Annotated in this window: 18 protein-coding genes; 3 read left to right on the top strand and 15 right to left on the bottom strand. The window is 60.3% G+C overall.

Translation table 11 applies throughout. The annotated features are described in order from the left end of the window. Positions 1 to 55: 55 nt before the first annotated feature. From KGA81_RS10155 to glnE, 15 genes are all read right to left on the bottom strand, one after another. Positions 56 to 940 carry a glycosyltransferase gene (locus KGA81_RS10155; RefSeq protein ID WP_223545681.1) on the bottom strand — a complete coding sequence of 295 codons (885 nt, stop codon included), beginning with the start codon at positions 938 to 940 and terminating at the stop codon, positions 56 to 58. Continuing rightward, positions 937 to 2,091, bottom strand: coding sequence for a glycosyltransferase family 4 protein (locus KGA81_RS10150; protein ID WP_223545680.1), 1,155 nt, complete (start codon positions 2,089 to 2,091; stop codon positions 937 to 939). The genes KGA81_RS10155 and KGA81_RS10150 overlap by 4 nt, the downstream gene beginning before the upstream one ends. Continuing rightward, positions 2,088 to 3,530 (bottom strand): PIG-L deacetylase family protein, encoded by a 1,443-nt coding sequence (locus KGA81_RS10145; RefSeq protein WP_223545816.1) that lies wholly within the window; start codon positions 3,528 to 3,530, stop codon positions 2,088 to 2,090. The genes KGA81_RS10150 and KGA81_RS10145 overlap by 4 nt, the downstream gene beginning before the upstream one ends. Before the next feature lie 8 nt (positions 3,531 to 3,538). Beyond that, positions 3,539 to 4,435, bottom strand: a complete 897-nt coding sequence (locus KGA81_RS10140) for an antimicrobial resistance protein Mig-14 (protein ID WP_223545679.1) — start codon at positions 4,433 to 4,435, stop codon at positions 3,539 to 3,541. Further along, positions 4,435 to 5,565, bottom strand: a complete 1,131-nt coding sequence (locus tag KGA81_RS10135; protein ID WP_223545678.1) for a glycosyltransferase — start codon at positions 5,563 to 5,565, stop codon at positions 4,435 to 4,437. Before KGA81_RS10135 ends, KGA81_RS10140 begins: the two co-directional genes overlap by 1 nt. Beyond that, on the bottom strand, positions 5,549 to 7,306 hold the full coding sequence (locus tag KGA81_RS10130) for a carbamoyltransferase (protein WP_223545677.1): 1,758 nt from the start codon (positions 7,304 to 7,306) through the stop codon (positions 5,549 to 5,551). Before KGA81_RS10130 ends, KGA81_RS10135 begins: the two co-directional genes overlap by 17 nt. Before the next feature lie 165 nt (positions 7,307 to 7,471). Then, on the bottom strand, positions 7,472 to 7,807 hold the full coding sequence (locus KGA81_RS10125; protein ID WP_223545676.1) for a YceK/YidQ family lipoprotein: 336 nt from the start codon (positions 7,805 to 7,807) through the stop codon (positions 7,472 to 7,474). Between the two features lie 226 nt (positions 7,808 to 8,033). Beyond that, on the bottom strand, positions 8,034 to 9,485 hold the full coding sequence (locus KGA81_RS10120) for a lipopolysaccharide kinase InaA family protein (RefSeq protein WP_223545675.1): 1,452 nt from the start codon (positions 9,483 to 9,485) through the stop codon (positions 8,034 to 8,036). Continuing rightward, positions 9,485 to 10,237 (bottom strand): lipopolysaccharide kinase InaA family protein, encoded by a 753-nt coding sequence (locus tag KGA81_RS10115; RefSeq protein ID WP_223545674.1) that lies wholly within the window; start codon positions 10,235 to 10,237, stop codon positions 9,485 to 9,487. Before KGA81_RS10115 ends, KGA81_RS10120 begins: the two co-directional genes overlap by 1 nt. Then, positions 10,234 to 10,968, bottom strand: coding sequence for a lipopolysaccharide kinase InaA family protein (locus KGA81_RS10110; protein ID WP_108218370.1), 735 nt, complete (start codon positions 10,966 to 10,968; stop codon positions 10,234 to 10,236). Before KGA81_RS10110 ends, KGA81_RS10115 begins: the two co-directional genes overlap by 4 nt. After that, positions 10,968 to 11,774, bottom strand: a complete 807-nt coding sequence (gene rfaP, locus KGA81_RS10105; RefSeq protein WP_223545673.1) for a lipopolysaccharide core heptose(I) kinase RfaP — start codon at positions 11,772 to 11,774, stop codon at positions 10,968 to 10,970. Before rfaP ends, KGA81_RS10110 begins: the two co-directional genes overlap by 1 nt. After that, positions 11,775 to 12,896 (bottom strand): glycosyltransferase family 4 protein, encoded by a 1,122-nt coding sequence (locus KGA81_RS10100; protein ID WP_223545672.1) that lies wholly within the window; start codon positions 12,894 to 12,896, stop codon positions 11,775 to 11,777. Continuing rightward, positions 12,896 to 13,957: a lipopolysaccharide heptosyltransferase I gene (waaC, locus tag KGA81_RS10095; protein ID WP_223545671.1), complete on the bottom strand. Its 1,062-nt coding sequence runs from the start codon at positions 13,955 to 13,957 to the stop codon at positions 12,896 to 12,898. The genes KGA81_RS10100 and waaC overlap by 1 nt, the downstream gene beginning before the upstream one ends. 1 nt (position 13,958) lies before the next feature. Beyond that, positions 13,959 to 14,993: a lipopolysaccharide heptosyltransferase II gene (waaF, locus tag KGA81_RS10090; RefSeq protein ID WP_223545670.1), complete on the bottom strand. Its 1,035-nt coding sequence runs from the start codon at positions 14,991 to 14,993 to the stop codon at positions 13,959 to 13,961. Positions 14,994 to 15,196: 203 nt separating this feature from the next. Continuing rightward, positions 15,197 to 18,136, bottom strand: a complete 2,940-nt coding sequence (glnE, locus tag KGA81_RS10080) for a bifunctional [glutamate--ammonia ligase]-adenylyl-L-tyrosine phosphorylase/[glutamate--ammonia-ligase] adenylyltransferase (RefSeq protein WP_223545669.1) — start codon at positions 18,134 to 18,136, stop codon at positions 15,197 to 15,199. Positions 18,137 to 18,519: 383 nt separating this feature from the next. On the opposite strand from glnE, the gene aceE reads away from it, so the two are divergent. From aceE to KGA81_RS10065, 3 genes are all read left to right on the top strand, one after another. Continuing rightward, positions 18,520 to 21,165 (top strand): pyruvate dehydrogenase (acetyl-transferring), homodimeric type, encoded by a 2,646-nt coding sequence (gene aceE / locus KGA81_RS10075; RefSeq protein WP_223545668.1) that lies wholly within the window; start codon positions 18,520 to 18,522, stop codon positions 21,163 to 21,165. 11 nt (positions 21,166 to 21,176) lie between these two features. Next, positions 21,177 to 23,114 carry a dihydrolipoyllysine-residue acetyltransferase gene (gene aceF / locus KGA81_RS10070; protein WP_223545667.1) on the top strand — a complete coding sequence of 646 codons (1,938 nt, stop codon included), beginning with the start codon at positions 21,177 to 21,179 and terminating at the stop codon, positions 23,112 to 23,114. A 274-nt stretch (positions 23,115 to 23,388) separates the two neighbouring features. Beyond that, the gene (locus KGA81_RS10065) at positions 23,389 to 24,783 is read left to right on the top strand and encodes an alkaline phosphatase D family protein (RefSeq protein WP_223545666.1); all 1,395 of its coding nucleotides are present in this window, start codon (positions 23,389 to 23,391) and stop codon (positions 24,781 to 24,783) included. Positions 24,784 to 24,831: the final 48 nt, after the last annotated feature.

Raw genomic sequence — 24,831 nt, 5'->3', positions numbered from 1 at the left:
CCGGGACATGTCACCGAGGTCGATGCTCCGCCTCCTCCTGAACCCAGCCCTTGGCTCAGTCTTTCTCCAGCCGCGAGAAATACATCCGCCCCAGCCCACGCCAGGTTTTTTTGTTCCAGGCCTTGAACGGAATCTGCGCCAGCAGCTCCCGCGCCAGCTTGCGATCACGGTTGGCGGTCTTGAGGAACATGGAGTTGAGAAATTTGTAGCGCACCTCGTCATACAGCGGGTGATCGCTGAAGAGCGCGTAGGTGCGCAGGATGCTGTCGATCATGAAGCGGTGATTCTTGTAGGAGTTGGTGGCGTGCTTGCGATAACGAGCCATCAACACATTCAGACCATCGATGAAGTAACCGGCATGGGTCACCTTCAACTCGATCAGCAAGTCTTCCAGGCGAATGGTCGGGTCGAAACCGCCCACCTTCTCCAGCGCTTCGCGACGGATCATCAGGGTCGGTGCCGGGGGATAGGGCTTGCGCTCCAGGAACATGTCTTCGAAGTCCAGGCGACGGAACGGTACATCCCGGCGCTGGCGCTTCTCGGGGTAGAGATTGCCGTCGGCATCGATCAGTTCGATGTTACCGGCACAAATGCCGACCTCGGGTTTGCCGTCCATATGGGCCACCTGGGTGGCGATTCGCTCCGGCAACATGATGTCATCCGAACCGAACGGCACGATCAGGCTGCCCTTGGCCCGGGCAATCGCACCATTGAGGGTGTTGGTCAGCCCCTGGTTTTCCTGCACCCGGAAATCGAAACCATGGATGGCCTGCAGCGCCTTGATCCGCTCGACGCTGTCATCTTTCGAGCCATCGTCGACCACCAGCAACTCGATGTTCCGATAGGTCTGGTTGAGGACGCTGAGAATGCTTTCCTCGATGTAAGGGGCATGGTTATACGACGCGATGATGACCGTGACGATGGGTTGCGCGTCGTTCATGGCTGTTCCTTGCGGGCCTGTTCCAGGCCGGAGTCGATCAGACTGAGGTATTCGCGACGGAACTCCTCGATGTCATGGTGTTGCTGCAAATAACGGAAGGCCTGCTCACCCTTGGCCTTGAGCTCGTCATCCGACAGCCCCAGGTAGGTGTCCAGCGCAGCCTGCAGCGTCGGCACATCCTTCGGCGTAATCGCCAGGCCACCAGCCCCTTCGATGAGCGGCAACATGGCCGGCACATTCGAGGCAATCACCGGCAAATGCCCGCTCATGCCTTCGAGCAGCGCCAGCCCGAGGCCTTCGGCCAGGGAAGGCATGGTCCAGATATCGAAAGCGCGAATGTACTGCAGGGCAATTTCCTTGAACCCCAGCAGATGAGCGCGACCGCTGAGGCCGAGGCGGTCGATTTCCGCCGCCAGGCGCGACTCTTCACGGCCGGCTCCGATGATCGCCAGTTGGGTATTCGGGTATTTGTCCTTGAGTGCCGCGAAAGCCTGCAGCAAATAGATATGGCCCTTGACCGGCACCAGTCGCCCCAACGCACCGATCAGCCGCACCGACGGATCGATGCCCAACATTTCACGGGCTTTTTCACGACTGTGTTGCAGACCTTCGGCTTGCTCGATGTCGATGGCATTGGTGATGGCGTAGGTATTCTGGTCGGTGAAACCACAGTCACAGTCCAGCAGATACTGTTTCACCGCAGGCGACACGCCAACGAAGCGCCAGTGACGATCGATCAGGCGTTGGGTCTGGCGGCGCCGGTAAAAACGGTCGTACTCGCCAAAGCCGTGGGAAATGCCGATGCACAACGGCACTTTCAACCAGCGGTTGAGGGCCAGCATCATGTTGACCGGCTTGAAGCGATTGCAGATCACCACATCGAATTTTTCCCGGCGGCAGAACTTGTACAGCTGCCACATGGCCCGCAGGCGCATGCCCTTGAGGGACTTGTCGGAAAATTCGAAGTACACCGAATGGTCGGCTCGACTCACCGCTTCGCCCGGCCCGGGTTTGCCGCGCAGAAACGCGGCGGTCACTTCATAGCGATCACTGGGCAGGGCCTTGACGATTTGCTCCGCGAGGTCGGCGAAATCATGGGCTTTGACGTTGTAGTCAGGCTGCAGTTGCAGGACCTTTGACCGCTGACTCATAACTCTCCCCGCTGAGAAACGTTGCCTGGTGTGTGCTTGAGCGACCACAAAAGCTCGTGGCGCCGGACTGCCTTGCGAAAGAATTCGTTCTGGCCATAGGTTGGCGGCAAGCGGCCGGCCAACAACCGCTGGATCAACCGGCGCAAGCGACGCTTGAACGGCATCGCCGGTTGCAGGTCGTGCATCATGCCCAATGCCATGGCCTTGTCTCGCTGCTGCTCCAGAGACAAGGGCAGGCAATAAGGCTGCATCGGTCGGGCCGGATCGAAGGCAGGCGGCAAGGCGATGCCATCACCGGTATCGCCCATCGGCCAGCGGTCGTTGTCGTGCAGGTGGTTGGCATAACCCAATAGCATGGTCGGTTGCCAGTCCAGGCCTTGCAAGGCTTCGAGGACTGCCGCCTGGGCACAGATATGATCGGGATGCGGATCCAGGGTCGGATGCGGCAGGACGACGACCTCGGGCCGGGCCCGCAGCAACAGCTCGCGCAGATCCGCCAGCAGATTGTTCCAGGTCGGTGCGCCATCGACATCGCCCGGTAGAGCAAAAGGATTCAATTGGCGGAACAGCCGGGTGTCGCTCAGGTCCGCTTCGTGCGATCCCGCCGCAACCGCAGGCGCGGCCTGCATGCTCGCCAGTTGCAGGCAGAAATAACCCAGTTGTACACAGCGAGCCTCGGGGACACCGGCCCAACGTGGCACAGCGATGCTGTCCCAGGTGCGCAGCCGGCCTTTCAAGCGGGCCGCATCGACCTTGTTCAGGCCCATCTGCCGATAGTGTTCGGCTTCGATTTCACCGGCGGTCAGCGTGACGATCCAGGTTTCGTCGGCCTGGCTGTACAAACCGTAGGCCGCCAGCTCGGCGTCATCGGCGTGGGGAGCGATGACCATCACCCGCTGACGCCGGTAATCCGGATGCTCCAGTGCCCACAGCACAGGCTCACCGAACACGCGACAGAAACGTCCGCGCAAGCGCAGGTCACCACGGGACAGCGCCTGAGCCTGACCACTGAGATTGAGGTAGCGCAGGCCGTTCACGCCCCGCTCGAAGGTTTGTCGGTCAGGGTTTTCGCCTCCCTCCAACTCGACCACCGGATCGAGAAAACGACCCAGCCAGGTGCTTTTCACCCGCAGAGCCAGCACCAACGTCGCGTCGTCGACCAGCATCACGCCCTCGTCCAGCCGCAAGTGTTCACCGCTCAGGTGCACCTTGGGCTGTGGCGTATACGGGGGAAAGCTGTACTGGTAATCGTCTTTCGGCGAGTAGAACAAATGGTCGGCAAACCAGGCTTCGTGGGCAATCCAGCCCAGAACCGCCAGCACCAGCGGCAACCACCAGGCCACCAGCACGCCCATGACGATCAACAGCACCAGAGCAATCAGCAAGACGATACGTTTATTGCGCCGATGGCGCTTGAGCAGTTGCTGTTTGCGGCTTATGGCTTGGCTCATACGGTGAAGACCGGCACGGGGTTGCACCAGCGATCCTTGTATTCACGGTCGGCGCGACCGAAGGAAAAGCGCAACGGTTTGTCCTGCGCCCGGGCATGCTCCCAGGCGCTTTGCGTATTGAGAAAACTCAGCACACTGCCAGGGCTGAACTCGCGAGTCTCGGGATCGACCCCGCCGTTGATGTACTCGACGCTGATCCACTGCGGGGTTTCGACGCGGTACACCAGTTGAATCGCAATCGGCGCATCGTTGAGAAAAATCACCGAACCGATCAGCAACTCGCGCAGCAACTCGATGACATCGGCCATGCGTTCGGCACCGGTCGCCGGGAAACCCCAGCGGCGCTGGAACAGGTCGCAATAAATCGCCGCCAGATCGAAGCTGGAAAATTCGGACACCGGCCGCACCACGCCACCGGCCTCTTCCAGCAAGCGCAATTCGCGGCGCTGGTTATAGCGAAATTTTTTCGACAGCTCTTCGGGTGTGCGGGCCATGGCCAGTTGTTCGGCTTGCAACTTGATGCCAGTGAAACGACCTTCGCTCAGCGCCGACAGATACCGCGCGCGATGGCGCAAAGGCGCCTGGGTATCGGCAGCGGCAGGCAGGATGATCTCGGCGTTGCCCAGGTCGAACAGACCTTTTTTGCCGCGACGCTTGAGCACGTCCTTGGACAAGGCCAGGTCGCGCCCCCAGGTCGGGATCGCCGCCTTGACCTCGTCACCCTGGACCCAGGCCAGGTAACGCACTGGAATCTCGGCCAGTTTCGCCAGCCGCTCGACCACCATGGGATGAGTTGCGACGCTGCCGCCATAACGCTGCCAGGTTTCGGCGTAAGTCGAGGCGTCGACTACCGCCCAGCCACGCTCGCGCCAGCCTTGAAATCGGTTGAGCATCAGCCCCTCTGTGCCAGTTCGGTAACGTGTGGCAAATGCCAGAAAGCATCGCGCACCGCGTGATCGGAGAAGCGTTCGCGCAAGCGCTCGAGCATTAACTCGGCACACTGTCGGCGTTGCTGATCATCCATGCCAGCGAGATGTTGCAGCCCTTGGGCCAGACGCCCGGCATCGCCCAACGGGAACAGGATGCCCACGCCTTCGACCACTTCTTTCGCGCCACCGCACGCCGTTGCCAGCAAAGGTACACCCGCGGCCATGGCCTCCAGCAGCACCATGCCGAACGGTTCGTGATCGGAGCTCAGGGCAAACACATCGAAGGCCCGGAAGTAGTTGCGCGCATTCGGCACCTGACCGAGAAACAACACCCGGTCACCGATACCCAGCTCCCGGGCTTGAGCCTTGAGGTTTTCCTCCAGACGCCCCTTACCGAGAATCACCAACTGACTGTTGGCTGGCAACCCCGGCAACGCCTCGGCGAAACCGTGCAACAGCGTGGCCTGGTCCTTGTCCGGATGCAGCCGTCCGACGTTGCCGACGATCCAGGCATCCGCCGCCAGCCCGAGGGTTTCCCGAGCCTCGCGAGCCGACACCTGCATGGCTTGCAAGGCATCCACGTCGATACGGTTGTACAAGGTCTGGACCCGCGAAGCCGGCCACTTCGGCAGGCATTGGCGCATGTCGTCGCGCACGGCGTCGGACACACCGAGCAGACTCAGACGCTTGCGAAAGATACGCGCGAACAGTTTGCGGCTGCCACGCTTGTAATCGTCAAAAGCGTGATGCACGCCAATTACCGGCAACGACGTGCCGAGCAAGGCGATATAGATCGGTTTGAAGCGGTGGGCGATGCAGAAACTGAAATTGCGCGATGCGGCGATCTTGCGCAGATCGCCGATGGCGCCCAGCTTCAGGCCACGGATGGCCTTGGAGCTGTATTCCATGAACAACACTTCATCGCAAGCACACGCTGCGGCCACCTCGCTATCGGCAACCCCGGTCAGAAAGACCGTGGTCACCCGATAACCGGTGCCCGCGAACAGGCTGGCATACTGCCGTGCGCAGTCCAGGAACGGCCCGTCATAGCCGTGGCAGAACTGCAGCACATGGCGTTCAGCCGAGCGAGTCATAAGCGTTTGCGCCCTCTTTGACCACCAGGATGTCTTCCATGATCAGGTACTGCAGATCGGAGCCGAAGAACATGTTCAATGCGTCGGTCGGCGAGCAGATCATCGGCTCGCCGCGACGGTTGAGCGAGGTGTTGAGCGACACACCGTTGCCGGTGAGCACTTCCAGCGCTTTCATCATGTCGTAGTAACGCGGGTTGTATTCGCGCTTGAGCACCTGGGCGCGGGAGGTGCCGTCCTCGTGGACGACTTCCGGCACGCGGGTCTTCCATTCTTCCGCCACTTCGAAAGTGAAGGTCATGAACGGAGCCGGGTGATCGATCTTGATCATCTGCGGCGCCACGGTGTCGAGCATCGACGGGCAGAAAGGCCTCCAGCGCTCGCGGAACTTGATCTGATGGTTGATGCGGTCGGCCACGCCCGGCACGCTCGGGCAACCGATGATCGAACGCCCGCCCAGTGCACGCGGACCGAACTCCATGCGGCCCTGGAACCAGGCTACCGGGTTGCCATCGACCATGATTTTGGCGATCTGCTCCGGCATGTTGTCGAGCTTGCGCCACGTCGGCTTGTCGGCGTGACGGGCGCACGCGGCGATCACGTCTTCGTTGCTGTACGACGGGCCGAGGTAGACGTGTTCCATCTTCTCGACCGGCACGCCACGGGCGTGGGACACATAGGCTGCCGCGCCCACCGCGGTACCGGCGTCGCCGGAGGCAGGCTGAACAAACAGCTCCTTGACGTCGTCGCGAGCGATGATTTTCTGGTTGAGCTTGACGTTCAACGCACAGCCACCGGCGTAGGCCAGTTTGCCGGTTTGCTTGAGCACGTCGCCCAGATAGTAGTCGATCATCTGCAGCGCAATTTTTTCGAACAGCGCTTGAATGCTCGCAGCGTAGTGGATGTACGGCTCATCGGCGATGTCGCCTTCGCGCTTTGGACCCAGCCACTCGATCAGCTTCGGCGAGAAGTAGTAACCCTTGCCCTTCTCTTTGTAGCGACGCAGGCCGATAACGTTGGCGTAGTCGGTGTTGATCACCAGCTCGCCGTTTTCGAACGAAGCCAGGCGCGAGAAATCGTATTTGCTGGCGTCGCCGTACGGCGCCATGCCCATGACCTTGAACTCACCGTCGAGCATATCGAATCCGAGGAACTCGGTGATCGCGCCGTACAGGCCGCCGAGGGAGTCCGGATCGAAGAATTCCTTGATCTTGTGGATCTTGCCGTTTTCGCCGTAACCGAAGAAGGTCGTGGCGTACTCGCCCTTGCCGTCGATACCCAGGATCGCGGTTTTCTCTTTGAAACCGGAGCAGTGATAAGCGCTGGAGGCGTGGGCCAGGTGGTGCTCGACCGGCTCGATCCTGATCTTCTTCGGATCAAAACCCAGTTGCTCCAGGCACCAGACGATCTTGTTGCGATAGCGCTTGTAGCGGCGGTTGCCCATCAGGATCGCGTCGAGTGCACGGTCCGGGGCGTACCAGTAACGCTTGGCGTACTGCCAGCGAGCCTTGCCAAACAGGCTGATCGGTGCGAATGGAATCGCTACCACGTCAACGTCGGACGGCTTGATGCCGGCCTGTTCCAGGCAGAACTTCGCCGATTCGTAGGGCATGCGGTTCTTTGCATGTTTATCGCGTACGAAGCGTTCCTCTTCAGCCGCCGCGACCAGCTTGCCGTCGATGTACAGGGCTGCGGAAGGATCATGGCTAAGGGCGCCGGACAGGCCAAGAATCGTCAATGCCACAGGGGTCTAGCCTCTTTAGTCTGCATGCAGGCGCAAGCGCCTCAAAAATTAATGTGCCCTCGCAAGGGGCGAGAGACAGCTAAAGGGCGGGATTATAGCGTAAAAGCGGCGGCAAACCTCTAGCCGCAAACGGCCAGCGACTGCGGCGGGGACCTCGCGGCATTTTTATCCGCGCGCTGGTCGCCAATAGATGGAAATATTGCCGTCCACGCTTTGCCGGTAAATCGTATACGGCAAGACAACGGTGTCCAGCGCACCAGACACGGCCAAGTCCATCAATACGAGCGGCACAAGGATACCCGTAGGGTCTGGCGGTGCATTCAATACGCAGAAGTCGTAAGCCAGGCCGCTGTAGATTCGCGGGATGGACTGGCAATAGGTCTTCTGCCGACGCAGCCCTTGCGCCGCTTCGGCTTCATCCTGCAGGACTGTAGCAGCGGTCCCGCACCCCATGAGAGACAGCGATAAAACACCCGATGAAACTGCCATTTTGATCGTCACAGCCTGCCCTCCGAGAACGTCAGGCAAACTAGCATCGAGGCGATTTCGACCACAGTTCATGACTTCCCAAGATCGCGTAGGACGGTTCACAAGAACTTGTCTGCTTTCTCGGTGGCAGTTCCGACCTCATCGCGAGCTGGCTCGCTTCCACATTTGAACTGAGGTGTTCACAGGCTTTGTGTTCACCACCAATCCCTGTGGGAGCGAGCTTGCTCGCGATAGCGGTTTAAGCAGCGCTGGAGATGTCTTTGGGCAAGCGCTGATCGATCACCTGGTAAAGGGCGCTGCCTTCAGGCCAGTTGCGCATGAACCGCGCGCGATCCCTGGCATACGCCGGGGCGAAACTGCCAAGGGAGCTGTGCTGGCACATCGAATCGAGATCGATCAACGCCCATCGATCCTGTTGCCAAAACAGGTTATGTCCCTTGAAGTCGCCATGGCTGATGCGTTCGCGAATCAGCTCGGCAAACAAATGATCCAGCGCCGCCAGCTCGACTTCCGGCGCATCACCGTTTTCAATATAGGGCGCAAAACGCTCGATGATGTCCGGCCCCGCCAGATACTCGGTGATCAGGTACGCCCGGCTGCGCAGCCACAGAAAACGCTTTTCCAGCAATGCCAGCGGCTTGGGGGTGGCAATCCCGAGGAACGCCAGTCGGTTGCCTTCGCGCCATGAATGCCAGGCCCGGCTCGGGCGCCAGAAGCGTTTGAGCCAGTGGGCGAAGCCCTTGATGTTGTAGCGCTTGATCACCAGCGTGCGGCCACCCACCTCGACCTTGCCGACGCTCGCCGCACCGCCGGTCTTGTACAGATGCCCCTGATCGAGCAGGGTATCGGCCTGCTCCAGCACCGGCACCATCGATGGCTCTTCCTCGCGGCGAATCGCCCGCAATCCGAAGGCCCCGCGCTGGACGCTGAACAACGTGCACTCGCGGCCAACCTTGATCAGGAAGTCCTTGAGGCGCCAACTGCGGACCTTGTCGATCTGCTTTTGCAACGCTTCCATGGGCAGGGCGTGTTCGCCGTTGCTGAGCAGGTAATACACCAGCAACTCTTCAATGAAGGGTTCAATCGACTTCGGCAACTGGGCGAAGAACACCCCGAGGTTTTCCAGGACTTTCTGCCGCGACAGCGGCTGGCCCGGCGTTTCGGAGCAAATCCCGGCGCCGTCGATCAAGTACAGACGACCACGCTGACGCAGCAGGTTGTCCAGGTGCAGGTCCTCCTGCCACAGACCTTTGCGGTGCATCTGACCGATCGCTCCTAACGCCTCGGCCAGCACTGCTCCTTGCCCATCGGACAGTACCGGTTGCTGCTCAACCTGTTTCCAGGTATCACCAAGGCTTTCGGCACCCTCCAGAAACTCGAACAGCAGCCAACCACCCTCGCCCTCTTTCAGGCCATCGGCCAACAGCTGCGGCGTGGTCAATCCTTGAGCGGCAAGCAAACGCACGCCATCCAGTTCACGCTGAAAATGCCGTGCGGCCTTACTGCCGACCAGTAATTTGGCCAACACCGGCCGACCGCGCCAGATGCCGGCACCGACATAACGCTGCCCCGGCAACACCCGCAACAGGCTCAGCAGTTGCAGATCGGCAGGGCCGGCGGCATCAGCCAGCGATACGCTCAGCGGTAAAACCGGATTGCGGCCAGAGGTCTTCAGTTCGGACAAAAGCATCAGCGTGGCCTCTTTTGGCTGCGCCGCGCAGTCAAACGCAGCAGCCAGCTGTCGATCAACGAGCTGTCCTGCGGTTGATCCAGATAGGCGGCCAGCAATTGCCGCAGGTGCGACTCGCTCCACTCGGGCGCGCGGCGCGTCAGCGGCTCCAGGTCCTTGATTCGGTCACGCTGCCCGTACAGCAGTGGTCGGGTCTTTTCCAGGTCGATCAATTGAGCCTGATAGCCGTTGCCTGTGGCGCGCATGAAAATATGCTTGGGATAAAAGCACCCATGCACCTGGCGTGCAGCGTGCAACTGCCTGGCCAGTTCGCCACTGGCCTTGAGGATCTCCGATTGCTGCTCAGGGCTCAATTGAGCCCAGCGCTGCAACAGCGAGTCAAGGTCGTCCCAGCCGTCCAGGGCACGGGTCATCAGGATCGCGCGGACTTCACCATCGACCTTGCGCTCACCGTAAAACACCGCTTTTAGCGCCGGTATGCCCATCTTCCGGTAACGGGAGATGTTGCGGAACTCGCGAGCGAAGCTCGGCTCGCCGAACGGTGCGCGCAACGTGCGGGTCAGGTAGTTGCTTTGGCGCTTGAGGTAGAAACCATGACCTTCCAGATCCAGCCGAAACACGCTGCTCCAGCCGCCGCGACCGGTGTTGGGTTCGTCCACCGCATCGAGCTGCCTGGCCCAGAGTGCTTCGAATGTGCCCAGACCGTGGCGTTCAAGCAGGGCACGGTCTTCAGCGGCCAGAAAATCAGTCATTCGCGCCCCTCGAAAAATCTCACCACATGCCGGATGCGTTTTTTGTCCGCAGCGTTGAGCCGGGTCCGGTTGCGGTATTGCAGGTAAAAGCGCAGCCGCTGGGTCGCCGACAATTGATACTTGGCGACCTTGTCCAGGCACGCCAGATCCTTGGTGATGCGGTACTTGAGCCAGAAACCGCGCCAGAAATCGCCGTTGGGGCAGTCGATCAAAAACACTCGAGCTTCATCGTCGATCAGCAGGTTGCGCCACTTCAAATCGTTATGGGTGAAACGGTGGTCGTGCATGGTCCGGGTGTATTGGGCCAACTGACGACTGACGGTATCGACCCAGGCGCGATCCGACAATTTCGGGTCACGTCGCTCGGCCAGTGCCGACAAGTCTTCGGTACGCGGCAGTTCCCGGGTAATCATCGCGCCGCGAGCGTAGGCCGCACCGCGCCGCTCCAGCCCCCAGGCCACCACTTCGGCAGTGGGAATGCCCCACTTGGCGAAGCGCTTGAGGTTCTGCCACTCCATCTTCACCCGGGGCTTTCCCAGGTAACGCCGCAGGCCTTTGCCAGCACCCACGTAGCGCTTGACGTAATAGTTGACGCCATTGCGCTCGACCCGGATGACCTCCGAAAGCAGATCGCTGGTCAAACGCTCGCCTTGCAGCGCAAACACAGCCTCGAGGCTGCCAAAGTCATCGGCCAGTTCGCTGTAGGCCGGCTCCAGTTTCCAACCCGACATCAGAGCGCATCCCCGTATCGCTGTTTACGCTCGTAGAGCTTGTTGGCCTTGCCATCGAGCCATGCCAGCAAAGACGCCTCTTCAATCAGAATCTGGCGCAGCGGCTGCTGGAAATAACCTTTGAGGAAACGCAGCTTGTCGCGGCGAGTCAGGCCGATGTCCAGCGCGGAAAAGTACAGGGCCGCCAGATCCTTGTTGCGCCAGCGCGAGGTGATCGCCGGGCGTGTCTGGGCGCGGTGCAGGTCGATCACCGAAAGTTTGAAGTCATCAAAGGTCACCGGTTTGTCGGTGTGCAGCAGGAAGTGGCAGATGTAGCAGTCGCGGTGGTTGACCCCGGCGCGGTGCATCATGCCGGTCATGCGTGCGACTTCGGCAATCAGCGCACGCTTGAGCTTTGGCTCCGGTGGCTGCCTGATCCAGTTGATACTGAAATCTTCGAGACTGACCGTTGGCGCCAGCTCCTCGGTGACGATGAACGAGTGCTGGTCGGCCGGGTTGCTGCCCTTCTCGCCATACGCGACGGCGGTCATGGTCGGCACGCCGACTTGCTGCAGGCGCTGAATGGCCTGCCACTCCTGACCTGCGCCGAGAACCGGCAACTTGGCGGTGAGCAGGTTCTTGAAGATTTCGCCCCAGCCGATGCCACGGTGGATTTTCACGAAAAACCCGTTGCCGTCGACTTCCGTGCGTAAGGTCCGGCGTGCTTCCAGCTCGCGGTACACCTCGCCCTTGAGCCCCTCGACTTCGGCGAACGGGTCACGTCCGGCCCAGAGGCTCTTGAACGGTTCAGCCAGCATCAACTTCATTTAAGCGTGCTCCGCCAGAATCACATCGGCCGCGTACTGCGGCATGCTATAGAGGTCGGCCGTTTCGGCGTAGGCCAGACCATTGCGGCTCCAGGCCGCCCTTGCTTGAGGGTCGTTCAACATGCCGGTCAGGTACTGCGTCAGCTGCGCCTGATCGAACGGTTCGTCCAGCACCAGGCCAGCATCGGCCTCGGCAATGTAATGGGCGTACCCGCACACCGCGCTCACCAGCACCGGCAAGCCAGCCACCAGCGCTTCGAGCAGCACGGTGCCGGTATTTTCGTTGTACGCCGGGTGGATCAACAGATCGGCCCCCAGCAGGAAACGCGGGATATCACTGCGCCCCTTGAGGAACGTGACGTTGTCGCCCAGCCCCAATGTCGCACTCTGCATCTGGAATAATTTGGGGTCATCCTGGCCAATTACAAACAGCCGGGTGCGTTTCCTCAACTCGGCAGGCAATGCTGCCAATGCCTTGAGGCTGCGGTCCACGCCCTTGGTCTTGAACCCGGAGCCGATCTGCACCAGCAGCAGCTCCTCATCCTTGAGATTGAATTCAGCACGGAACCCTGCACGAATTTCATCGGCGTCGGCCGGTCGGCGACGGTCCTGGGCGATACCCGGTGGCAGCAGGTGGAAACGCTCCAGCGGCGTGTCGTAATGCTTGATGAACAGCGGCTGCTGGACCTCGGAAATCATCAACACTTCGGTCTTGGCGTCCCTGGCGAACACCGCCCGCTCGTATTCGGCGAAGTGGCGATAGCGGCCCCAACGGCGATACAGCGAGTTGCGCAGGTTCTGCGCCTTGTCTTCGAAGCAGCCGTCGGCGGCGTAGTAGACGTCCAGGCCCGGCATCTTGTTGAAGCCGATCAGGCGGTCGACCGGACGCTTGGTCAGGTCCGCGTCCATCCAATCGCTAAGCTTCTCATTGCGTCGATGGTTGAAGAACGCCTTGACCGGCGCCACCAGCACTTCGAAACCCGGCGGCACGTCACCCTCCCAGATCAGCGTGTAGACGCGAATCTGATGGCCGCGCTGCTGACACTCCAGGGCGATTCGCATGAAATCGCGCTGCAAGCCGCCAAACGGAAAATATTTGTACAGGACAAATGCCAATTGCATCAGCGCAGCTCCTCAGCCATCAACAACGTGCTCAGTCGGCTGGCGACACGCTCGGGATTCAGACGCGTGAAGCACAGGGGCCACTCGCGTTTCAGGTCAAACTGACGGGCATCTTCAGCCGTCGGCTGATAAGTGCATTTCTTTTGCAGGCACGGCGCGCAGGGGAAGTCGCTGGCCATGTGAATCTGCACCTTGCCATAAGCGCCGGTCAGGCCCGGGTTGGTCGGGCCGAACAGCGACAACGTCGGCACGTCCAGCGCGGCAGCCAGATGACCAAGACCGGTGTCGACCGCCACGCAGGCTTGCGCGCCGGCCAGCACCTTGCCGACACCCGCCAGGTTCAGTCTTGGCAGCACTTCGGCGTGTTTAAAACCCGCAGCGATACGCTCGGCCCGGGCTTTCTCCGGGGCATTGCCCCAGGGCAACTTCACCCCGACGCCAAGGTAGCCAACCCGTTCGGTCAGCTCGCGCCAGTAGGCTTCGGGCCAGTGCTTGGTGTCCCAGGTGGTGCCGTGCAAAAACACCACGTAAGGATTCTTGCGCGGCAATTCCACCAGGCGCTCGATATTCAGTCCGTAGTCGCCCAGTCCTTTGGGCAAGTCATAACCCAACGCAATGGCGAACAACTGACGCACTCGCTCCACCGCGTGCTGCCCACGGGCAACGGCCAGACGTCGATCATAAAAGCGCGCAGCAATGGGCTCGCGTGCGGAGCTTTTATCGAGGCCGGCCACCGGAGCCTTGACGTAACGGGTCAGCCAGGCGCTTTTCAGCAAGCCCTGGGCATCGATCACCAAGTCATATTGGGTGGCGCGAACGCTTTGCTTGAAGCGCTTCCACTCACCGCTCTTGATGGTCTGCCAGATGTTTTTGCGCCAGCGACGGATCGCCACCGGAATCACCTTGCCCACCGCCGGATGCCAGGTCGGGATCTCGGCAAAGCCTTCTTCCACCACCCAGTCGAATTTGATGCCGGGAATCGCCCGCGCCGCATCGGTCAACGCCGGCAACGCGTGAATGACGTCGCCCAGCGAAGAAGTCTTGATCAACAGAACCCGCAAGCTATTTGACCTCGACCACAGTGCCTTGCAACCGCTGCAAGGCTTCGTTCACGGCCTGCGGCATAAGCTGGCGCAGGCAGTTGTAATGGCCGAAACGGCAGGTGCGATCGAAGCACGGGCTGCACTCGATGCCCAGGCGTACGATTTCCACGTGCTCGGCCAACGGTGGCGTGAAACCCGGCGACGTCGAACCGTAGACCGCGACCAGCGGGCGGTTCAGCGCGGCGGCGACGTGCATCAGGCCGGAATCGTTGGACACCACGGAATCTGCACAGGACATCAGGTCGATGGCTTCGGCCAGCGAGGTGCCACCGCTGAGGTTGACCGACTCTTCACGCAGACCTGGAATCAGCCGTGCGCGGATGTCTTCGCCCACGGCGTGATCATTTTTCGAACCGAACAGCCAGACTTGCCAGCCTTCACGGATCTTCGCTTCGGCGACCTTGGCGTAATGCTCGGACGGCCAGCGCTTGGACTCGCCGAACTCGGCACCAGGGCACAGGGCCAACACCGGACGGTCGAGGGTCAGACCGAATTTGGCCAGAGCCTCCTCGCGGGTGACCGGGTCGATCTGCAGCGTCGGGCGCGGATAGGGTTTTGGTAACTCGACGCCCGACTCATAAGCCAGGGCCATGAAGCGCTCGATCATCAGCGGATAACGATCTTTATCCAGCGCGCGCACGTCGTTGAGCAGGCCATAGCGAAACTCGCCACGCCAGCCCGTGCGTTTCGGGATACCCGCAAAGAATGGTACCAGCGCCGACTTCAGGGAATTGGGCAACAGGATCGCCTGGTCGTACTGGCCGGCCAGGGATTTGCCGATGCGCCGACGCGTAGCCAGTTCCAGAACACCGTGACCGAGCGGAAAGCTCAAGGCCTGGCGGACTTCGGGCATACGCTCAAGGATCGGCCGGCTCCACTCGGGGGCCAGCACGTCGATTTCGCATTGCGGGTGGCGTTGCTTCAAACACTGGAACAGTGTCTGCGCCATCACCATGTCACCGACCCAACTGGGCCCAACGATCAGAATTTTCATGTGGTTTCCATAAACGAACCGGGGAGGCCTACGCCTCCCCGCCTCGAAAATTCTACAGAACAACGCAAATCTACTGTAGGAGCGAGCTTGCTCGCGATGAACCTGAGAACTCCGCGGGGTGTCAGGCTCGCCGCGTTATCGTTAACGACCATCGCGAGCAAGCTCGCTCCTACAGGGGATATTGGCTTATCAAATATTCCGTTTCAGCTCAGCCCCAGCTCACGCCAGATCCGCATCACCTGCTGCCGCTCGTCTGCGAACTGGTCGCCCGGAATCACCCCGGGGTCTTTCTGCAAGGCCTGCCGGTGGGCGGCGGAACGGTATGCTTTATACACTTCACGCAACAGGCCGGCATCTTCGACGGGCATCAGCCCTTCATGCTCCAGCTCTTCCAGAATGCGAATATTATCCGTCCAGCGCAGCAATGGCGGGTGTGTTTCGGACCACGCCAGGGTCGCGTATTGCACCATAAATTCAATATCGACGATACCTCCGGCGTCCTGCTTGATATCGAACGGCGCAGTGGCTTCGAAGGCATTTGCCCCGGTGCCGGCCGCCGTGCTCTTGCTGCCGAGGTTGTCGCGCATCTTGGCGCGCATATCGCTGACCTCCTGGCGCAGGGTCGGCAAATCACGCGTCTTGCCCAATATCGCGGCGCGGACTTTCTCGAATGCCTGGCCGACATCCTGGCTGCCCACCAGCACTCGCGCCCGTACCAGAGCCTGGTGTTCCCAGGTCCAGGCTTCATTCTCCTGATAACGGGCAAACGCCCCCAGGGAACTCACCAGCAACCCTGATGCGCCGGACGGCCGCAGACGCATGTCCACTTCATACAACTGCCCGGAGTTGGTCTGCGCCGTCAGCAAGTGAATGATCCGTTGCCCCAGGCGGGTGAAAAATTGTGCGCCATCGATGGGTTTGGGTCCGTCGGTTTCAGCCTGCGGATCGCCATCGTGGATGAACACCAGGTCCAGGTCCGAACCATGCCCGAGTTCCAGACCGCCAACTTTCCCATAACCGACAATGATGAAGCCGGGATCGCACAAGGTGCCATCGGTGCGCAGCGGCGTGCCGTACTTGGCCACGGTCTGGCGCCAGGCCAGTGCCAGCACTTGTTCCAGGATCGCTTCGGCGAGCCAGGTCAGGTAATCGCTGACTTTCATCAGCGGCAGGCTGCCGGCGATTTCCGAGGCGGCCACCCGCAAGCGGTGCGCCAGTTTGAAGTGACGCAGGGCCTCCATTTGCTGTTCGAGGTCGTCCTCGGGAATCCGCGTCAGGCGCTCGCGCAACTCGGCCGCCAGCTCTGGCGCCAGTGGCGGCTTGAACAAGCGGCCTTCGTTGAGCAGTTCATCGAGCAGCAGCGGAAAACGGGTGATTTGCTCGGCGATCCACGGGCTCGCCGCGCACAGGGTCAGCAAGCGTCGTAGCGCACCGGGGTTCTCGGTCAACAACACCAGGTACGCAGAACGACGGGCCACGGCTTCAACCAGCGGCAGCACCCGTTCCAGCACCAGGTCCGGATTGTCGTGTTCCACGGCCTGCGCCAGCAAACGCGGAATAAAAGCATCGAGGCGTTCGCGCCCCAGACGCTGCATCGCCCTCAATTGTGGGCTGCTGCGCAAGCTGGCCAGGGCTTTCAAGGCTTTTTGGGCATCCTTGAAACCACCCTCCTCCAGTTGGCGGCAAGCCGCCTCATCGTCCTGAGCCTCTTCCCACAGCGGCAACCACTCACCGCCGACTACCACTTCGCTTTCGGCGCCCTGCTCTTCGTCAGGATCGGCGATCACCTGCCCGAAGTGCCAGGCTACGCGGCCGCGCCAATACATCAATTGTTCGTGGAAGGCCGTCCAGTTGGCGAAACCCAGCATAAAGGCAATACGCGCCTGATCCTGCTCGCCATCGGGCAACATTTGCGTCTGGCGGTCGGCAATCGCCTGAATCGCGTGCTCGGTGTAACGCAGGAATTCATAACCTTCACGCAGCTCGCCGATCACGGCCGGCGGCAGGTAACCCTGACCTTCCAGCGTGCTCAGCACCTTTAATAGCGGGCGTTGCTGCAAGCTCAAATCGCGGCCGCCGTGAATCAGCTGGAACGCCTGGGCAATGAACTCGACTTCACGAATACCGCCGGAACCGAGCTTGATGTTGTCGGCCATGCCCTTGCGCCGTACTTCCTGCTGGATCAGCTGCTTCATGGTGCGCAGGGCTTCGATGGCCGAGAAGTCCAGGTAGCGCCGGTAAACGAACGGTCGCAGCATCTCCTGCAGTTGCGCCCCGGCCACTTGATCGCCGGCCACCACCCGCGACTTGATCATCGCGTAGCGTTCCCAGTCGCGGCCCTGGTCCTGGTAATACTGTTCCAACGCGTTGAAGCTCAGCACCAGAGCGCCGGACGAACCGTAAGGTCGCAAGCGCATGTCAACGCGAAATACAAAGCCGTCGACGGTCATCGGGTCCAGGGCCTTGATCAGCCGCTGGCCCAGACGAATGAAGAACTCCTGGTTATCCAGCGCGCGTTTCACACCGACGGTTTCGCCACCCTCGGGGTAGGCAAAAATAAGATCGATGTCCGAGGACAGGTTCAGTTCCACGGCGCCGAGCTTGCCCATGCCGAGAATAACCATCTGCTGCGGCTCGCCGCTGCGTCGACCGGTCGGCACGCCGAACTGCTGGCAATGCCTTGTGTACAACCACTGGTAAGCCTGGTCGATGCTGGCATCGGCCATATCCGAGAGGTCGCGGCAGGTCTGGACCAGGTCAGCCTGACGGGTCAGGTCGCGCCAGATGATCCGCACCTGATGGCGTGCACGCTGACGGCGCAAGGCGCGGGCAAGCTGATCATCGGTCTCGGCCACGCTCACGGCGGTGGCAATCTGCGCGCACAACTCACCGGGAGCGAAGCGGCGGTCCAGTTCGCCGGACTGCACCAGCTCCAGCAACATCAAAGGGTCACGAACACACTGTTCAATCACGAAATCGCTGGCGGCGGTGACGCGGGCAAATTGTGCCCAGCGTTCCGGCGTCCAGGTGGACAGCCCGCGGTCATCGTCCAGGGCGGCGACGGCAGCGCGGAACGACTGCTCGGCGCGGGTGACCAACGGCAGGAGAATGGCGGGCAGTTCGGCAAGCGAAGGGAGGCTCATGGTCTATCCTTGATCGGCGTACAACGGACTGCATGTAGTGATTTTCGAAAACCCACTACCTGAGGGACTGTCGAACAAAAGTTAGAAATAGCTGAAATTTCTTTAATTTTGGCAGCCAGCATCAAGCTATTACCTTTTGTAGTTGGAAAAAGACCAACCTTAACGATTATTCTCACAACGCAGCCGGGGGCCACAAGCCGCTCATCTGTAGTTTTACTACTCGTATATACATTAGACAGGCTGAAATGCCGGAAGATTTGTAGTAAAACTACACGCCGCCGGAACAACCTGTCGGCAATCCAAGAATTCATAACGTCTGCCCACAAGGCCAGTCGCTAACTCAGGCAACCGATTCTGGTAGCCTTTCCGCCCTGGAGCAAGCCATGCAAGACCTCGATCCCGTCGAAACCCAGGAATGGCTGGACGCCCTGGAATCGGTTCTCGACAAAGAAGGCGAAGACCGTGCTCACTATCTGATGACCCGTATGGGTGAACTCGCGACCCGCAGCGGTTCGCAGTTGCCTTACGCCATCACCACGCCTTACCGCAACACGATCCCCGTTACCCACGAAGCACGCATGCCTGGCGACCTGTTCATGGAACGCCGCATTCGCTCGCTGGTACGCTGGAACGCGATGGCCATGGTAATGCGTACGAACCTGAAAGATTCCGACCTCGGCGGTCACATCTCCAGCTTCGCTTCCAGTGCGACCCTGTATGACATCGGCTTCAACTACTTCTTCCAGGCCCCGACCGACGAACACGGCGGCGACCTGATCTACTTCCAGGGCCACACCTCGCCAGGCGTTTACGCCCGCGCATTCATGGAAGGCCGCATTACCGAAGACCAGATGAACAACTTCCGTCAGGAAGTCGATGGTCAAGGCCTGTCGTCCTACCCGCACCCTTGGCTGATGCCTGACTTCTGGCAGTTCCCGACCGTATCCATGGGTCTGGGCCCGATCCAGGCGATCTACCAGGCACGCTTCATGAAGTACCTGGAACACCGTGGCTTCATCCAGCCGGGCAAACAGAAAGTCTGGTGCTTCCTGGGCGACGGCGAGTGCGACGAGCCGGAATCCCTGGGCGCAATCTCCCTGGCCGGCCGCGAGAAGCTGGACAACCTGATCTTCGTCATCAACTGCAACCTGCAGCGCCTCGACGGCCCGGTTCGCGGCAACGGCAAGATCATCCAGGAACTCGAAGGCGTGTTCCGCGGTGCCCAGTGGAACGTGACCAAAGTCATCTGGGGCCGTTTCTGGGACCCACTGCTGGCCAAGGACGTCGACGGCATCCTGCAACGCCGCATGGACGAAGTCATCGACGGCGAGTACCAGAACTACAAAGCCAAAGACGGCGCGTTCGTGCGTGAACACTTCTTCAACACGCCTGAACTCAAGGCAATGGTCGAAGACCTGTCCGACGACGAGATCTGGAAGCTCAACCGTGGCGGCCACGACCCGTACAAGGTCTACGCGGCGTACCACGAAGCGGTCAACCACAAAGAACAACCGACCGTCATCCTGGCCAAGACCATCAAGGGTTATGGCACCGGTGCCGGCGAAGCGAAAAACACCGCGCACAACACCAAGAAGGTCGATGTCGAAAGCCTGAAGCTGTTCCGCGATCGTTTCGACATCCCGGTCAAGGACGATGAACTGGAACACCTGCCATTCTTCAAACCGGAAGAAGGCAGCGCCGAAGCCCGTTACCTGAGCGAGCGTCGTACCGCACTGGGCGGCTTCGTGCCTCAGCGTCGCGCCAAGAGCTTCAACATCCCGACTCCGCCACTGGACACCCTCAAGGCGATCCTGGACGGCTCGGGCGATCGTGAAATCTCCACCACCATGGCCTTCGTGCGGATCCTCGCGCAACTGGTCAAGGACAAGGAAATCGGTCCGCGCATCGTGCCGATCATCCCGGACGAAGCCCGTACCTTCGGTATGGAAGGCATGTTCCGTCAGTTGGGCATCTACTCCTCCGTCGGCCAGCTCTACGAGCCAGTCGATAAAGACCAGGTGATGTTCTACAAGGAAGACCAGAAAGGCCAGATCCTCGAGGAAGGCATCAACGAAGCGGGCGCCATGAGCTCCTTCATCGCTGCCGGTACTTCGTACTCCAGCCACAACCAGCCGATGCTGCCGTTCTACATCTTCTACTCGATGTTCGGCTTCCAGCGTATCGGCGACCTCGCCTGGGCCGCTGGCGACAGCCGCACCCGTGGCTTCCTGATCGGCGGCACCGCCGGCCGTACCACCCTGAACGGTGAAGGCCTGCAACACGAAGACGGTCACAGCCACCTGCTGGCCGCGACCATCCCGAACTGCCGCACCTACGATCCAACCTACGGCTACGAGCTGGCGGTGATCATTCAGGACGGCATGAAGAAGATGACCGAAGAGCAACAGGACGTCTTCTACTACATCACCGTGATGAACGAGTCGTACCAGCAGCCAGCCATGCCGGCCGGTGCCGAAGAAGGCATCAAGAAAGGCATGTACCTGCTCGAGGAAGACAACCGCGAAGCGGCGCACCACGTTCAGCTGATGGGCTCCGGCACCATCCTGCGTGAAGTCCGTGAAGCAGCGAAGATCCTGCGTGAAGAGTTCAACGTCGGCGCCGACGTGTGGAGCGTTACCAGCTTCAACGAACTGCGTCGCGACGGCCTGGCCGTTGAGCGCACCAACCGTCTGCACCCGGGCCAGAAGCCTAAGCTGAGCTACGTCGAAGAGTGCCTGAACGGCCGTAAAGGTCCGGTCATCGCCTCAACCGACTACATGAAACTGTTCGCCGAGCAGATCCGTCAGTGGGTACCGTCCAAGGAATTCAAAGTCCTGGGCACCGACGGTTTCGGCCGTAGCGACAGCCGCAAGAAACTGCGTCATTTCTTCGAAGTCGACCGTCATTTCGTGGTGTTGGCAGCCCTGGAAGCACTGGCTGACCGTGGCGACATCGAACCTAAAGTGGTGGCCGAGGCCATCGCCAAGTTCGGTATCAACCCGGAAAAACGCAACCCACTGGACTGCTGAGGAGAGATTTTGTGAGCGAACTCATTCGCGTACCTGACATCGGCAGCGGTGAAGGTGAAGTAATTGAACTGTTTGTGAAGGTCGGCGACCGTATCGAAGCCGACCAGAGCATCCTGACGCTGGAATCGGACAAGGCGAGCATGGAAGTGCCTGCGCCGAAGGCCGGTATCATCAAGAGCCTGAAAGTGAAGCTGGGCGATCGCCTGAAAGAAGGCGACGAACTGCTGGAGCTGGAAGTCGAAGGTGCCGCTGCTGCGGCTCCTGCGGCAGCCGCCAAGGCTGAAGCCAAACCGGCTGCTGCGCCTGCCGCCGCCCCTGCTCCTGCTGCGCCGGCTGCTGCCAGCGTTCAGCAGGTGCACGTGCCGGACATCGGTTCGTCGGGCAAGGCCCAGATCATCGAGATCCAGGTCAAGGTCGGCGACACCGTCGCGGCTGATCAATCGCTGATCACCCTGGAGTCCGACAAGGCGAGCATGGAAATCCCGTCGCCAGCCGCTGGCGTGGTCAAGGCCATCAGCGTCAAGCTCAACGACGAAGTCGGCACCGGCGACCTGATCCTGGATCTGGAAGTGGCGGGTGCTGCTGCACCGGCTGCTGCTCCGCCCCAGGCTGCCGCTCCTGCCGCCGCCGCGCCTGCTCCCGCAGCAGCTCCGGCTGCTCCAGTGGCCGACAGCGTTCAGGACATCCACGTTCCGGACATCGGTTCGTCGGGCAAAGCCAAGATCATCGAAGTCCTGGTCAAGGCCGGCGACACCGTTGCCGCCGACCAGTCGCTGATCACCCTGGAATCCGACAAGGCGAGCATGGAAATCCCGTCGCCTGCCGCTGGCGTGGTGGAAAGCGTTTCCATCAAGCTCGATGACGAAGTCGGTACTGGCGACCTGATCCTCAAGCTGAAAGTCAAAGGCGCCGCTCCAGCTGCTGCGGCACCTGCCGCTGCTGCTCCGAGCGCTCCGGCGCCAGCCGTTGCTGCACCTGCCGCCGCCGCACCTGTTGCTGCCCCGGTTGCTGCGCCAGCCAAGCCTGGCGCGAAAGTTCACGCCGGCCCTGCCGTGCGTCAACTGGCCCGTGAATTCGGCGTCGAGCTGAGCGCCGTTGGCGCCAGCGGTCCACACGGTCGCATCCTGAAGGAAGACGTGCAGGTTTACGTCAAGGCCATGATGCAGAAGGCCAAGGAAGCACCAGCCGCTGCTGCTGGCGCAACCGGTGGCGCGGGCATCCCGCCGATTCCGGTCGTGGACTTCAGCCGCTTCGGTGAAATCGAAGAAGTGCCGATGACCCGCCTGATGCAGGTCGGCGCCGCCAACCTGCACCGCAGCTGGCTGAACGTGCCGCACGTGACGCAATTCGACTCGGCGGATATCACCGAACTCGAAGCGTTCCGCGTTGCGCAGAAAGCCGTTGCAGAGAAGGCCGGCGTCAAGCTGACCATCCTGCCATTGCTGCTCAAGACCTGTGCGCACCTGCTCAAGGAGCTGCCGGACTTCAACAGCTCGCTGGCGCCAAGCGGCAAAGCGATCATCCGCAAGAAATACGTGAACATCGGCTTCGCCGTCGACACCCCGGATGGCCTGCTGGTACCGGTCATCAAGAACGTCGACCAGAAGAGCCTGCTGCAACTGGCGGCCGAAGCGGCTTCCCTGGCTGAAAAAGCCCGGACCAAGAAGCTTTCGTCGGACGAGATGCAAGGCGCCTGCTTCACCATTTCCAGCCTCGGCCACATTGGCGGCACCGGCTTCACGCCGATCGTCAACGCGCCGGAAGTGGCGATCCTCGGTGTTTCCAAGGCAACCATCCAGCCAGTCTGGGACGGCAAAGCCTTCCAGCCGAAACTGATGCTGCCGCTGTCGCTGTCCTATGATCACCGTGTGATCAACGGTGCCGCTGCGGCACGCTTCACCAAGCGTCTGAGCGACCTGCTGGGCGACATCCGCACCATGCTCCTGTAACACCGACCGGCCCTCCTTCACCGGAGGGCCAGTTGCGTTCCACGTTTCCGAGCGCCACGCTCGTACCTCAACCCCGCCAATTTGGCGGGGCTTTTTTTGCCTGAAGTTCTTGCTTAAAACGTCTTCCTACATTTGTGGCTGATATTGCCCACAACTCGAATCCATTTCTGCCAGATATTTTTTCGGGCCAAATAACTAGCCTTGATTGAAAGCCTGTTTATTACACCCGAAACAATCATCTAACCAATTCACAAGCAGCCGAATGGACTCAAACATGCTTAAACCAACTGTCGGCCCGATTATTGGCCACACCACAACTAATCACGCCCGTATTTTTTTGCGCGGCGAACATAAAACAAACACCTTGGTATTTGCCGGCATTCGCTACAGACGACAAGGCGAAGATCACTGGTCAAAGGGCAACTTTGCGAGACTAGACCCCGAGCGCGACATGTGCGAAGTCTTTGCACTGAACAACCTGTCCGCCGACTCCGACTATGAATACCAGGCCGGGTGGTTCAGCCCGATGAGCCTGGCTCACAGCGTCGACACGGTGAGGGAGTTGCCGCTGCAATGGCCGCAACAGGTTTACCGCCTGCGCACCCGCTCCAGTCAGTCCGGCCTGCCACGAGCCTATATTGTCGGTTCCTGCCGATACCTGCAGATGACCGCGGGCATCGCATTCGCCCCTCACCTGGGCGACACGATTTTCGCTTCGATTTCACGTTTGGTGGAGCAAGCCTCCCCGCCCGTCAGCGCTCTTTTGATGACGGGCGACCAGATTTATGTTGATGACTTGAACATCATTGCACCGGATCGGGAGTTCAAGGAAATCCTGCATAAATACCGTGTAGCGTTTTCGCAAACAAATATCGCCAGGCTAATGTCCAACCTGTCAACTTACATGATCCTTGATGACCATGAGATAGAAGACAACTGGCCAGCCAACAGAAGCAAGTCCGATGACTATTTATATGCAAACGCAATCAGGGCCTATGAGTTGTACCAAGCCAGCCATAGTCCCACCCATGAACTAAGCAGTGAAGGTCTGTTAAACAAACGACTGGACAAATACTGGTATCAATTTACCGAAGGCGATATCGAGTGGTTTGTTACCGACAGTAGAACCCGGCGCAATCTGTCAGCCACTGACCGACGCATTCTCGACGTAGCCCAGGAGCAGGCCTTGTGCAATTGGTTGATCCAAAGCCCGGCGCGGATCAAATTCGTGGTCACCAGTGTCATGCTCTACCCTGACCGCAAACGCCCGGATGGTGACGCCTGGCAGGCCTTCCCTGAACAACGGTTACGGTTGCTGGAAACCATTCGCACACACCGCATCAAGAATGTCTTCTTCATTTGCGGCGATATCCACGGTTCGCTGACCAGTCGGCTGACCCACAGCGAGGACGCAGACTTCGAGGTACACACCATTGTGTCGTCACCGCTGTGCAACAGCAGATTGCTGCCCTATGCCACGGCCGCCACGTTCGTTCTCGATCAACCCCTGCTCCGCACTGCCGCCGGCGACTATCGTCATGTGCTGACCAGCAACGTGATCAGCCAGGATAATTTTGCACACCTGGTCGTCGAGGCGGGGCAGCTTCAGGTGAATTTCCACGACCGGGAGGGCAAGCTTTTGCAATCCATTGGCATCCCGATTCGCTGAACTGGAAACCGATCGCAGCCATTGGCAACACGTGCAAAACTGCGACTT

This window comes from Pseudomonas sp. A-B-19, from assembly GCF_019947515.1.
In the GTDB taxonomy this organism is placed as follows: domain Bacteria; phylum Pseudomonadota; class Gammaproteobacteria; order Pseudomonadales; family Pseudomonadaceae; genus Aquipseudomonas.
Note: the sequence above shows the minus strand (reverse complement) of the source record. Positions and strands in the feature narration are given on the sequence as shown.

Bases quoted from the DNA above. Each gene is read 5' to 3' on its own strand.
- KGA81_RS10155 (WP_223545681.1), bottom strand. From the start codon at position 940: ATGAACGACGCGCAACCCATCGTCACGGTCATCATCGCGTCGTATAAC.
- KGA81_RS10150 (WP_223545680.1), bottom strand. From the start codon at position 2,091: ATGAGTCAGCGGTCAAAGGTCCTGCAACTGCAGCCTGACTACAACGTC.
- KGA81_RS10140 (WP_223545679.1), bottom strand. From the start codon at position 4,435: ATGCTCAACCGATTTCAAGGCTGGCGCGAGCGTGGCTGGGCGGTAGTC.
- KGA81_RS10135 (WP_223545678.1), bottom strand. From the start codon at position 5,565: ATGACTCGCTCGGCTGAACGCCATGTGCTGCAGTTCTGCCACGGCTAT.
- KGA81_RS10120 (WP_223545675.1), bottom strand. From the start codon at position 9,485: ATGCTTTTGTCCGAACTGAAGACCTCTGGCCGCAATCCGGTTTTACCG.
- KGA81_RS10115 (WP_223545674.1), bottom strand. From the start codon at position 10,237: ATGACTGATTTTCTGGCCGCTGAAGACCGTGCCCTGCTTGAACGCCAC.
- KGA81_RS10110 (WP_108218370.1), bottom strand. From the start codon at position 10,968: ATGTCGGGTTGGAAACTGGAGCCGGCCTACAGCGAACTGGCCGATGAC.
- rfaP (WP_223545673.1), bottom strand. From the start codon at position 11,774: ATGAAGTTGATGCTGGCTGAACCGTTCAAGAGCCTCTGGGCCGGACGT.
- KGA81_RS10100 (WP_223545672.1), bottom strand. From the start codon at position 12,896: ATGCAATTGGCATTTGTCCTGTACAAATATTTTCCGTTTGGCGGCTTG.
- waaF (WP_223545670.1), bottom strand. From the start codon at position 14,993: ATGAAAATTCTGATCGTTGGGCCCAGTTGGGTCGGTGACATGGTGATG.
- glnE (WP_223545669.1), bottom strand. From the start codon at position 18,136: ATGAGCCTCCCTTCGCTTGCCGAACTGCCCGCCATTCTCCTGCCGTTG.
- aceE (WP_223545668.1), top strand. From the start codon at position 18,520: ATGCAAGACCTCGATCCCGTCGAAACCCAGGAATGGCTGGACGCCCTG.
- KGA81_RS10065 (WP_223545666.1), top strand. From the start codon at position 23,389: ATGCTTAAACCAACTGTCGGCCCGATTATTGGCCACACCACAACTAAT.